An 11,633-nucleotide genomic window follows, 5' to 3' on the forward strand; every position below is an offset into this window, starting at 1 on the left:
GGCGCGATCAGGGGATGACAGTCGGGCGCATCGACCCGGCGGATGCCCGTGCCGTGCAGGTCGGGCGCGGACTTGGGCGCGATCATGATGACGGGACCACCGCGCGCGGCCACTTCCTGAAGATTGGACGCGGTCTTTTCGAACACATCGTCCAGCGGGGCCAGGGCGACGGTGGGGGTCTCCTCGTCGATCAGGGCGATCGGACCATGCTTCAGCTCTCCGGCGGCATAGCCCTCGGCATGGATGTAGCTGATCTCCTTCAGCTTCAGCGCCCCTTCCATGGCCAGGGGGAACATCGCTCCGCGGCCCAGGAACAGCACGTCGGTCGCCCGGGCCAGATCATGGGCCACGGCCTTCAGCGCATCCTCCATCAGCATGGCTTCGGCAATCAGGCGCGGGGCCTCGAACAGGGCCTTAACCAGTTCGGTCTCGCGGCTCGCGTCGATCGTACCGCGCTGGACGCCCGCCGCCACAGCCAGGGCCAGCAAGGCCGCGACCTGGGCCGTGAAAGCCTTGGTGGAGGCCACGCCGATTTCCGGGCCGGCATGCGTCGGCCACAGATGGTCGGCCTCACGCGCCATCGATGACGAATGCACATTGACCAAGGCGGCGGTCTTCAAGCCCTTCGACTTGCACCACGACAGGCTGGCCAGGGTGTCGGCGGTCTCGCCCGACTGGCTGACGGCGACGGCCAGGCTGCCCGTCGACAGGGCCGGGCTGCGATAGCGGAACTCCGACGCGATCTCGACGTCGCAGGGCAGGCCGGCCAGTTTCTCGAAGGCATACCGACCGATCTGACCGGCATAGAAGGCGGTGCCGCAGGCCACGATCTGGATGCGTTCGACCGTGGCGAAGTCGGTGTCGCCGGACTTGGCCTTCGCATTCACGAAGTCGAGATAGTGGCTCAGCGTGTGCTGGACGCTGTCGGGCTGCTCATGGATTTCCTTCTCCATGAAGTGCCGGTACTCGCCCTTCTCGACCAGGGCCGAAGAGGCGGAGACGGTGACGATCGGCCGTTCGACGGGCTGGCCCGACACGTCGAACATGCGTGCGCCGTCGCGGTTCAGGGCGACGAAATCGCCTTCGTCCAGATAGCTGATCTTCTGGGTGAACGGCCCGACCGCCAGGGCGTCCGACCCCAGATACATCTCGCCCTCGCCCCAGCCGACGACCAGGGGACTGCCGCGCCGCGCGCCCAGGATCAGCCCGTCCTCGCCCTCGATAAGCACCGCCAAGGCATAGGCCCCGGTCAACCGGTCCAGCACCGATTTGAACGCGACCAGCGGATCATTGCCCTTGGTCAGTTCGCGGTCCAGGAGGTGGGCCACGACTTCGGTGTCGGTCTGGCTCTCGAAGACATGACCCTCGGCTGCCAGATCGGCCTTCAGCTCGGCGAAATTCTCGATGATGCCGTTATGGACCAGGACGACGCGGCCCGCCTTGTGCGGATGGGCATTGGTGGTCGTTGGCGCGCCATGGGTGGCCCATCGCGTGTGGCCGATGCCGATCGTCGATTCCAGCGGCTCTGCGGCCAGCACGGCCTCCAATTCGCGGATCTTGCCCTTGGCCCGGCGGCGCTCGATCCGCCCATCGACCAGGGCGGCAACGCCCGCAGAGTCATAGCCCCGGTATTCCAGCCGCTTCAGGCTGTCGATCAGACGGGGAACCGCCGGGCCGGTCCCGGTCACGCCGATGATGCCGCACATGGAAATCGTCCTTCAGGGAAACGGAAAGAGGCCCACTTTGCGTGCGGGCGCATGAGGGTCTAATCCGACCCTGAACTGTCACAGGTCGGATTAAGCGACAGCGGCGGGGTTCGCATCTAAAAAGCGGTTTCGCAAGGTTTCTGCGACACCGATCCAAGGGAAGACAAAGCTTGGCCGAGAGACGCTATTTCGGGACCGACGGCATTCGGGGCCGCGCCAATACCCACCCCATGACGCCCGAGGTGGCGCTTCGTGTCGGGCTGGCGGCGGGGCGGATGTTCATGTCCTCGGATGACCGCCGCCATCTGGTGGTGATCGGCAAGGATACGCGCCTGTCGGGATATATGATCGAGCCGGCGCTGGTCGCGGGCTTCTCCTCGGCCGGGATGGATGTGCTGACGTTCGGGCCTCTGCCGACGCCGGGCGTGGCCATGATGACCCGGTCGATGCGGGCCGATATTGGGGTGATGATCTCCGCTTCGCACAACGCCTATCTGGACAACGGCATCAAACTGTTCGGGCCCGACGGCTACAAGCTGTCGGATCAGGTCGAGCTGAAGATCGAATCCATGATGGACGAGGCGCTGGATTCCGGCCTGGCCCCGCCGGACAGGCTGGGCCGCGTCAAACGTATCGACGACGCCCAGGCCCGCTATGTCGAGATCGCCAAGGCCAGCTTCCCCAAGGGGCTCAGCCTTCAGGGTCTGCGTATCGCCGTCGATTGCGCCAATGGGGCGGGGTACAAGGTCGCGCCGACAACCTTGTATGAACTCGGTGCCGAGGTGGTTCGCATCGGTGTCGAACCGAACGGCCTGAACATCAACGCCAACTGTGGCTCGACCCATCCCGAGACGCTGGCCAAGGCGGTCGTGGCGCATAAGGCGCATATCGGCATCGCCCTGGACGGCGACGCCGACCGGCTGATCGTCTGCGATGAAAAGGGTCAGGTGGTGGACGGCGACCAGATCATGGCCATGGTCGCCATCGACTGGGCCCGGCGCGGCCTGCTGACCGGCGGCGGACTGGTCGCCACCGTCATGTCCAATCTGGGCTTGGAGCGGGCGCTGGCCGCCGAGGGCCTGACGCTGGAGCGCACGGGCGTGGGCGACCGCTACGTCATGGAGCGGATGCGCCAGGGCGGTTTCAACATCGGCGGCGAACAGTCCGGCCACATCATCCTGCATGACCACGCCACGACCGGTGACGGCCTGATGAGCGCGCTTCAGGTGCTGGCCGTGCTGATCGAATCCGGCCGTCCGATGAGCGAACTGGCCCGCCAGTTCGACCCTGTGCCGCAACTGCTGGAAAACGTCCGCTTCACCGGCGGAAAGCCTCTGGAAGACGCCGCCGTCAAGGCCGCCATCGCCGACGCCGAGGCCCGTCTGAAGGGCCAGGGTCGCCTGCTGGTCCGCCCCTCCGGCACCGAAAAACTGATCCGCGTCATGGCCGAGGGGGATGACGAAGCCCTGGTCAAGGCGGTGGTGGCGGAGGTGGTCGCGGCGGTGAAGGCTGTGGGTTAGCAGAGGCGTTGAGCGCATGACGCGATATCTGGTCTTCGTCATCTGCGTGTTGGGCGCAGCGTTGGCCCCGCTTGCGGCAGTTGCCCAGAACACGTCCTCGCACACCATCACCATATCGCCTGCCCCCTATGACTGGCAGCAGATCGTCGGGCATTTCGACGCGCTCGCGGATGCGATCGAGACGACATCGGTTGAGGGCGCGACCACAGAGCCCTTTGATCCCGCGGCCCTTCACGACTTCAGGATCGTCTGTGCGGAACCGCTCGTCACCTGGGCGCGCGAGCTGATCCTTGCCGACTGTAGGGACCTCGCTGACTGTGTCTCACGCAAGGCGTCGATGGAGCGGATCGCTCGGGGTCTGGCCGAAGAAGTGTCTGTCAGGCTCGACGACGATGCGCCGGACGCTGATGTGTTTCTTCGCCCTGGCATGGAATTGAAATCGTCCCTGCCGGATGGTGCCGAAGCCCTGTCGCTTCGATCCGCGCACGACCAGTGGTTAAGCGCCGGGTCGATCCCCAAGAAGGTCATGGCTAACGAGAACGCCGTTGCCAGGGACGAGGCGCGGATCATGGACCGGGTATGGTGTGATATGGTCCGCGAAAACGCTAAAGCAGCGATCAGTCACGTTGAGGAGTTCGGCTTCCCGTCCGATGTGCCAAACTCCGGGCAGGGGCATCTGGTCACTGCGCTGGTCAATATCGCTATTCATGTCGCCTGGAACCCACAGCTCACAGGTCCACTGCGTGCAGCGTCCGACGAAGCATTCGATCAAGGCCGTTTAAGCGGTTATCATGCGGCCTATATGGTCGATATCGACACCATGGCAAACCTGTCCGCCCAACGGATCGGCTTTCTCTGGGCCTGCGATGGCGCAAGCGCCTATCCGTCGCCACCGCTGATCGATCACCACGAAGCCGCAGAGCTTCGGCGGCAATATGGGCTACCCGCCTTGGAAGCCACTCAGGCCTCAAGATCGCGCCAGTGCATGTCGTGACTAGCCGGAAGCTATCTTGGACCGCTAAACCGCCGCCATGACCACGACCTTCGATGCCCAGGTGACCGCTGCCCTGTTCGATGCCACCGGGGCAGTCTTTGCCCTGGGCGACGGTTCGGTGCGGTTCGACAGCGGCGAGTTCAACGCCGCCCATGACGGGGCCATCCTGTGCGCGGCGGTGCACCCGTCGGGCGACGGCATCGTCACCGGCGGCGACGATGGCCGCGTCGTCTGGCACCGGCGGGGCGAGGCGGGCCTGCTGGCCAATGCGGCCAACGGCCAGTGGGTCGATGCCATCGATTGCGCCGCCGATACCGGCCTGATCGCCTTTTCGGCCGGCAAGACGCTGAGCGTTATCGATGCGAAAGACGCCGGCTTCCGCCGCGACTTCGTGCATGAGCGGACGGTGTCTGGCGTGGCCTTCGATCCCAAGGGCCGACGCATCGCCACCTCGACCTATGGCGGGGCCTGTCTGTGGTATGCGCGGATCGCGGACCAGAGGCCGACGATGCTGAAGTGGGCCGGGTCGCACACCTCGGTGACCTTCTCGCCGGACGGCGCTTTCGTCATCACGGCCATGCAGGACAGCCAGTTGCATGGCTGGCGGCTGAAGGACGGCAAGGACCTGCGCATGGGCGGCTATCCGTCCAAGGTCCGTGCGGTCAGCTTTCTTTCGAAGGGCAGCTTGATGGCGACCTCGGGCGCGCAAGGGGCGGTGCTGTGGCCCTTCATCGGCGCCAATGGGCCAATGGGCCGCGAAGCGACCGAGATCGGGTACGACGAGGGCAGTCTGGTCACCCAGGTGGCCTCGCAGGTCGGGCACAGCCTGCTGGCCGCCGGTCTGAACGACGGGCGCGTCTGGCTGGCCGACCCGTCAGCGCAGGGGCTGAATATGTTGAAGGCCGAAAAGGGCTCGCCCATCGTGGCCCTGGCCATGAGCCGCGATGCGGGTCGCGTGGCCTGGGCGGACGAGGATGGCAACGCGGGCGTCGTCGTCATCTGACGAAGGGCGCTTGCCTGTCGCAAGCCGTCGCGCCACCCTCCAGACATGGCGGCACCCGGCACCCCTCGCAAAAGACGGCCCATCCTGACGACCCTGGGCCTGCTGGCCCTGCTCGGCGTGCTGAGCGTGGCCCTGCTGCGCGTCGTGCCGCCGCCCATGACCTTTCTGATGAGTTCGCGGGCAGCCAGCGGGGCAGGTCTGGACTACCGCTGGCGGCCGCTGGACGACATCTCGCCCCGTCTGATTGAAGCGGTGATCGCGGCCGAAGACGCAGGCTTCTGCGATCACTACGGCTTTGACGTCGAGGCGATCGAAAAGGCCCTGCGTGACAATGCCCGCAACGAAGCAAGAGGGCGCGACCGTATCCGCGGCGGCTCGACCATCAGCCAGCAGACAGCCAAGAACGTCTTTCTGTGGCCCGGCCGCGACTGGGTGCGAAAGGGGCTGGAGGCTGGCTACACCCTGATGATCGAGACCCTGTGGGGCAAGCGCCGCATCATGGAGGTCTATCTGAACGTCGCCGAATGGGCCCCCGGGGTCTATGGCGCGCAGGCGGCGTCGCAGCACTGGTTCGGCAAGGATGCCGACGCCCTGACCAACCGCGAGGCCGCGCGGCTGGCCGCCATCCTGCCCTCGCCCCGCCGCTATCGGGCCGCCTCGCCCGGACCCTATGTGCGTCGTCGGGGCGGGCGCATCCAGGCGGCCATGGGCACGGTCCGCAACGAAGGGCTGGCGTCCTGCGTCCTGGGATGAAGGCGTCGCCGACCCGCGTTCGTTAACCTATGCCATAGGAAGCCTTCTTAACCGAAACCGGCGATCTTTCCCCGATTCATGGGCCAGCCGCGCCCGCGACCGGTGACGAGACGATCATGCGACTGTTGCAGAAAACGCGAGCCGCCCTGGCTGCCTTCGTGCGCGAGGCGGCCAGCGATAACCGAGGCAATGTGGCCATGCTGTTCGGCATGGCCCTGCCCGTTCTGGTCATGATCGTGGTCGGCGGGGTCGACATCAACCGGGTATCGACAGCCAAGGTCGGCCTGCACGATGCGCTGGACGCCGCAGCCCTCGCCGCCGCCCGCTCGCCCTATACGGACGCCGATGACATCCAGCGCGTCGGCATGGATGCGCTGAAGGCCAATCTGGCGGCCTATCCAACCATGAGCCTGATCGAGAACGAGACCAAATTCATTCTGGTCAATGACGAGATCGTGGTGGCCGACGCCAAGGTGGATGTGCAGACCCTGGTCGCCAACATCTTCCTGCCACCCTATGGCAAGTTCATGGACGACCAGTTGCCGGTTAGCGTTCATTCCGAGGTTCACCGCTCGACCAAGGACATTGAGGTGTCCCTGGTGCTGGACGTCACCGGCTCGATGGCGGGCAACCGTCTGAATTCCTTGAAATCCGCTGCCAACACCCTGGTCGATCTGGTCGTTCAGGATCAGCAGAACATCAACCGCACGCGTATGGCGCTGGTTCCCTACTCCATGGGCGTCAATCCGGGCGGTTATGTCGATACCGTGCGCGGCACGCCCAAGGGCCCGACCAGCATCACCGCCGCCTCGTGGATGAGCCCTGGTTGGGTCGCCAAATCCTTCAGCGGCGTGTCCAAGGCCAATCCCGGTGTGATCACGGCCAACAACCACGGCCTGTCGAATGGCGACTTCGTCTGGATCAGCGGCGTGACCCAGTCCGGCAGCGGCACGGACCTGACCACCCTGCTGAACGGCAAGGCCTATCGTGTCGCAGATGTCACCGCCAACACCTTCACCCTTGAAAATTCCGGCAGCTGGACGCCGGTCAACACCACAGGCACCAAGAATTATACGGCCAACAGCGGCTCCTTCCGCAAATGCCAGGTCTCGACCTGCGAAGTGGTTGTCACCTCCAACAACCATGGTCTGGAAACAGGCGACGACGTCAGCATCCGCGGCGTGAACGGCATGACCCAGATCAACAACGCTCTGGACGACGGACGAACCAGCACCTCGGCGCAAACCAATCTGTTCACGACGATCACAAAGCAGTCGAGCAGCACCTTTTCCCTTAACGGCCGTATCGGACCGAACGTCTCGAACTACAGCTCCGGCGGCACGGTCCAGTGCCTGGAGTATGGGTGCGCCGCCTTCCTGTTCCAGAACCAGTCGAACAATCACTGGCGCATTCGACCCATCATCGATGCCAACGAACGGTCCTGCGTCAGCGAGCGGGTCGGCGGGCAGGCCTATACCGATGCCTCGACTTCGACCGCCTTTGTCAGTCCTGCCTATGCTTCGACGGACAATCCTTGCCTGGGATCCACGATCCAGCCACTGACCGACGATCGTGCTCTGCTGAAAAATCAGATCAACAGCTATGCCGCCGTGGGGTCGACCGCCGGTCAGATCGGCGTCGGTTGGGGCTGGTACATGATCTCGCCGACCTTCGGCTCGATCTTTCCCTCTGCCAATCGTCCCGACCCCTATTCGACCGACAACAGCCTGTTGAAGGTCGTCATCATCATGACGGACGGCGAGTTCAACACGCCCTATTGCAATGGGGTGGTCGCCGGTGCGGTGTCGGGCAGCGGCTCGACGACCCAGCACATCAACTGTGCGGCGACCAACGGTAATCCGTTCGCCCAGGCTGTGACCATGTGCAACGCCATGAAGGCCAAGAAGGTGATCGTCTACACCGTCGGCTTCGACATCGGCACCGGCACCGGCGGCGCGGGTGTGGACACGGCGCGCGAGGTCATGCAGCAGTGCGCCACCGACGCCAGCCACGTCTATCTGCCCAACAACGGCACGTCGCTGCAGTCCGCTTTCGCCGCCATTGGTCGGAGCATCAGCCAGCTGCGGATTTCCCGCTGACGGCGGCAAGGCACTGAAGCCGCGCGAGATAATCCTCGCGCGGTAACCCGAGCGCTCAAGCAGCACGGGGCCGCGTCCCGTGCGTTTGCGCCCCTAGATGAGCCGGATTTCCTTCAGCCGCTCGGTCAGGAAGTCCTCGGCCATGATCGCCTTGCCGGCATAGCGGTCGGGGTTGTCCGGCGTCACGGTCGAGGGCAGGCTTTCGATCACGAAGTCCGGGTTGAAATGCAGGAAGAAGGGCGTCGAATAGCGGGCGAAGCTGGCCCGTTCCGGCGCGGGGTTGATCACCCGGTGGCTGGTCGACGGCAGGACGTGGTTGGTCAGCCTTTGCAGCATGTCGCCGATATTGACGACCAGGGCACCCGGCGGCGGCGCGATGTCGAGCCACTGGCCGTCCGCATCCTTCAGCTGCAGCCCGGCCTCCTCGGCTCCCAGCAGCAGGGTGATCACGTTGATGTCCTCATGCGCCCCTGCCCGCACGCCTGACGCGCCGGCAGGCACCGGCGGATAGTGGAGCATGCGCAGGATGGAGTTGCCCAACTGGACCTTGTCCGCAAAGAAGTCGTCGCCCAGTTCCATATAGCGGGCGATGGCCCTCAGGATCTTCGCTCCAAGCTGATCCATCGCCGTGAACATGCCGTACAGATGCTCGCGGAAACCATCGATCTCGGTCGGCCAGACGTTGTCGCGCATATACTGACGATAGGGATGGCCCTCGGGCAGCTCGCGCCCGACGTGCCAGAACTCCTTCAGATCGACGGTCGCCGCCCCCTTGGCCGCCTCGACGCCGAAGGGGGTCAGGCCGCGCGCGCCGCCAGTGCCCGGTTGATGATACTGGCGCTTGACCTCTTCCGGCAGGGCGAAGAAGGCCTTGGCGTCGTCGATGGCCGCCTCGATCACCGCCTCGTCCAGCCCGTGGTCGGACACGACGGCAAAGCCATAGCGTTTGAACGACCCGCCCAGCTTGTCGGCAAAGGCCTGGAAGTCGGTGTCGTACTGAGTCATCGAAACCGGCTCGATGCCGCGAGCAGCGGTGGAGGGGTGGGCGCTTTCGGCGGTCGGTGTCGTCACGGCGGAAACCTTCTGGAACAGGACTGCGATGTCCTTACGCCCTGAACCCTCCGATTGGCAAAGTCGGGGCGGCGTGACCAAACGCCCACCCGTCGCGTTCATGGGCGGTACAGGCTGGAACCTTCACTGTACGGATCGCGTTCCAGCGCCAATCGTCTCCTTGAAAGGACAATCTTCATGCGCGCCAAACTCTTCATCTCGGCCGTCAGCCTCTCGGCCATCCTGGCCACCGCCGCCTGCACCACGACCGACCCCTACAGCTCAACGCCCCAGCGCAACAACACCGGCACGGGTGTCATCGCCGGCGCTCTGGGCGGGGCCCTGCTGGGCTATCTGACCAACACCTCCAACTCCGAAGAAGGGCGCAAGAACGCGCTGATCGGGGCTGGTATCGGTGCCTTGGGCGGTGCGGCCGTCGGCCAGTATATGGATCGCCAGCAGCGCGCGCTGGAAGCCGAACTGTCCGGAACAGGTGTCGGCGTGGCGCGCCAGGGTGACAATCTGGTCCTGCGCATGCCGTCGGACGTGACCTTCGCCTCCAACCAGTCGTCGGTGAACTCCAGCTTCTATGCGACTCTGGATGATGTGGCCGCCGTGCTGCAGCGCTACGACCAATCGACCATCGACATCATCGGTCACGCCGACTCCGACGGAGCCGACGACTATAATCTGAACCTCTCGCGCCAGCGTGCGTCGTCGGTGGCCCGCTACCTCGTCGATCGCGGTGTCCTGGCCGATCGCTTCTTCGTGGACGGTCGCGGCGAGAGTCAGCCGATCGCTGACAACGGCACCGCCTCGGGCAAGGCACAGAACCGCCGCGTCGAGATCCTGATCCGCCCGTTCCGCGGCTGATCCGGCATTCAGGCTGACAAGATGAAGGCGGCTCCCTATTCGGGGCCGCCTTTTTCTATGCCCGTCCGATGGAGGCGTAGCGGAAGCCTCGCGCCCGCATGTCGTCGGGGCGATAGACGTTCCTCAGATCGACCATGACCGGCTGTTTGAGCAGCAGCTTGACGCGGTCCAGGTCCAGCGCCCGGAACTGATCCCATTCCGTCAGGATGACCACGGCGTCGGCCCCGGCCACGGCATCGTAGGGTCCATCCTTGAAGACGACGCCATTCAGCAGTTTGGACGCCTCGTGCATGCCTTCCGGATCGAAGGCCTGAACCGTCGCGCCCGCCGCCATCAAAGCCGGGGCCACGTCCAGTGACGGCGCGTCGCGCATATCGTCGGTGTTCGGCTTGAAGGTCAGGCCCAGCAGGGCGACCGTCTTGCCCTTGAGATCGCCGTCCAGCGCCTTGGCCACCCGATCGGCCATCGCCTTCTTGCGGTCGTCGTTGATGCTGACCGTCGTCTCGATCAGGCGAACCGGCGTGCCCGCGTCGGTCGCGGTCCGCACCAGCGCCAGAGTGTCCTTGGGAAAGCACGAGCCGCCATAACCCGGGCCCGCATGCAGGAATTTCGACCCGATCCGCTTGTCCAGGCCGATGCCACGCGCGACCTGCTGGACGTCCGCCCCCACCGCCTCGCACAGGTCGGCCATCTCGTTGATGAAGGTGATCTTCATGGCCAGAAAGGCATTGGCCGCATATTTCGTCAGCTCCGATGTGCGCCGCCCGGTGAACAGGATCGGCGTCTCGTTCAGGTTCAGCGGGCGATACAGCTCGCGCATGACCGCCTGCGCGCGCTCGTCATCCGTACCGACGACCACGCGATCGGGCCGCTTGAAGTCTTCGATGGCGGCCCCTTCACGCAGGAATTCGGGGTTTGACACCACGGCGAACTCGGCCTCGGGCCGGCGCTCGCGGATGATGCGCTCGATCTCGTCGCCCGTGCCGACTGGCACGGTCGACTTGGTGACCACGACCGTGAAACCCTCGATCAGGCCCGCGATCTCTTCCGCGGCGGCATAGACATAGGAAAGGTCGGCGTGGCCATCGCCCCGGCGGGACGGCGTGCCCACGGCGATGAAGACGGCGTCGGCGGCACGGATCGCCTCGGTGCCGTCCAAGGCGAAGGACAGGCGGCCGCCCCGCACGTTGGACGCGACCAGATCGTCCAGTCCCGGCTCGAAGATGGGAATCTCGCCCGCCTTCAGCCGCTCGATCTTGGAGGCGTCCTTGTCGACGCAGGTCACCTCGTGGCCGAAGTCGGCGAAACAGGCCCCGGAAACCAGGCCGACATAGCCTGTCCCGATCATGGCGACGCGCATGGGATATCCCTCTCTGACGAACTGCCGGAATAGCGAGGCCGACGGCCTTTGGCCACCCGCGCAAACGACACCGCCCGCCCTCGTTTCCGGGGCGGGCGGTGGGTAGAGTGGATCGACTGTCCGGTAGGCCCGGGAGCCGGGGCCGGTCTTGCGACGGGCCCCGGTCCGTTTGGCTTAACGGAAGTTGATGCCGACCGTGGCGCGACGGTTCAGCGGCTCACGCACGCCGTCAGCCGTCGGGCGGGCCAGGGCGGTTTCGCCCTTGCCGTCCAGCG

At 65.2% G+C, this 11,633-nt stretch carries 10 protein-coding genes; 6 read left to right on the forward strand and 4 right to left on the reverse strand.

Translation table 11 applies throughout. The annotated features are described in order from the left end of the window. On the reverse strand, positions 1-1,706 hold a 1,706-nt coding region (glmS, locus tag JHC81_RS11670), incomplete at its 3' end, for a glutamine--fructose-6-phosphate transaminase (isomerizing) (protein ID WP_292174836.1). 170 nt (positions 1,707-1,876) lie between these two features. On the opposite strand from glmS, the gene glmM reads away from it, so the two are divergent. The 5 genes from glmM (at position 1,877) to JHC81_RS11695 (ending at position 8,075) form a co-directional block, all read left to right on the forward strand. Then, positions 1,877-3,226: a phosphoglucosamine mutase gene (gene glmM / locus JHC81_RS11675; RefSeq protein WP_292174839.1), complete on the forward strand. Its 1,350-nt coding sequence runs from the start codon at positions 1,877-1,879 to the stop codon at positions 3,224-3,226. A 16-nt stretch (positions 3,227-3,242) separates the two neighbouring features. Then, the gene (locus tag JHC81_RS11680) at positions 3,243-4,220 is read left to right on the forward strand and encodes a hypothetical protein (protein WP_292174841.1); all 978 of its coding nucleotides are present in this window, start codon (positions 3,243-3,245) and stop codon (positions 4,218-4,220) included. A gap of 37 nt (positions 4,221-4,257) precedes the next feature. Further along, complete coding sequence (locus JHC81_RS11685) at positions 4,258-5,223, forward strand: WD40 repeat domain-containing protein (RefSeq protein WP_292174843.1); 966 nt, start codon at positions 4,258-4,260, stop codon at positions 5,221-5,223. A gap of 45 nt (positions 5,224-5,268) precedes the next feature. Then, on the forward strand, positions 5,269-5,976 hold the full coding sequence (gene mtgA / locus JHC81_RS11690; RefSeq protein ID WP_292174849.1) for a monofunctional biosynthetic peptidoglycan transglycosylase: 708 nt from the start codon (positions 5,269-5,271) through the stop codon (positions 5,974-5,976). Positions 5,977-6,092: 116 nt separating this feature from the next. Beyond that, positions 6,093-8,075 (forward strand): TadE/TadG family type IV pilus assembly protein, encoded by a 1,983-nt coding sequence (locus JHC81_RS11695; protein WP_292174853.1) that lies wholly within the window; start codon positions 6,093-6,095, stop codon positions 8,073-8,075. A 93-nt stretch (positions 8,076-8,168) separates the two neighbouring features. Here the strand turns inward: JHC81_RS11695 and JHC81_RS11700 are convergent, their stop codons facing one another. After that, the gene (locus JHC81_RS11700; protein ID WP_292174860.1) at positions 8,169-9,080 is read right to left on the reverse strand and encodes a 2-oxoglutarate and iron-dependent oxygenase domain-containing protein; all 912 of its coding nucleotides are present in this window, start codon (positions 9,078-9,080) and stop codon (positions 8,169-8,171) included. A 243-nt stretch (positions 9,081-9,323) separates the two neighbouring features. Between JHC81_RS11700 and JHC81_RS11705 the strand changes: the two genes are divergently transcribed. Then, complete coding sequence (locus JHC81_RS11705; protein ID WP_292174855.1) at positions 9,324-9,998, forward strand: OmpA family protein; 675 nt, start codon at positions 9,324-9,326, stop codon at positions 9,996-9,998. A 55-nt stretch (positions 9,999-10,053) separates the two neighbouring features. Here JHC81_RS11705 and JHC81_RS11710 read toward each other — a convergent pair whose 3' ends face one another. Further along, positions 10,054-11,358, reverse strand: a complete 1,305-nt coding sequence (locus tag JHC81_RS11710) for a UDP-glucose/GDP-mannose dehydrogenase family protein (protein ID WP_292174857.1) — start codon at positions 11,356-11,358, stop codon at positions 10,054-10,056. Positions 11,359-11,532: 174 nt separating this feature from the next. Then, positions 11,533-11,633, reverse strand: a 101-nt coding sequence (locus JHC81_RS11715) for a hypothetical protein (RefSeq protein WP_366466151.1), incomplete at its 5' end; no start/stop codon positions are given.

Origin of the sequence: Brevundimonas sp. (genome assembly GCF_016463295.1) — a bacterium.
Taxonomy (GTDB): Bacteria; Pseudomonadota; Alphaproteobacteria; order Caulobacterales; family Caulobacteraceae; genus Brevundimonas.

Bases quoted from the DNA above. Each gene is read 5' to 3' on its own strand.
- JHC81_RS11680 (WP_292174841.1), top strand. From the start codon at position 3,243: ATGACGCGATATCTGGTCTTCGTCATCTGCGTGTTGGGCGCAGCGTTG.
- JHC81_RS11685 (WP_292174843.1), top strand. From the start codon at position 4,258: ATGACCACGACCTTCGATGCCCAGGTGACCGCTGCCCTGTTCGATGCC.
- mtgA (WP_292174849.1), top strand. From the start codon at position 5,269: ATGGCGGCACCCGGCACCCCTCGCAAAAGACGGCCCATCCTGACGACC.
- JHC81_RS11695 (WP_292174853.1), top strand. From the start codon at position 6,093: ATGCGACTGTTGCAGAAAACGCGAGCCGCCCTGGCTGCCTTCGTGCGC.
- JHC81_RS11700 (WP_292174860.1), bottom strand. From the start codon at position 9,080: ATGACTCAGTACGACACCGACTTCCAGGCCTTTGCCGACAAGCTGGGC.
- JHC81_RS11705 (WP_292174855.1), top strand. From the start codon at position 9,324: ATGCGCGCCAAACTCTTCATCTCGGCCGTCAGCCTCTCGGCCATCCTG.
- JHC81_RS11710 (WP_292174857.1), bottom strand. From the start codon at position 11,358: ATGCGCGTCGCCATGATCGGGACAGGCTATGTCGGCCTGGTTTCCGGG.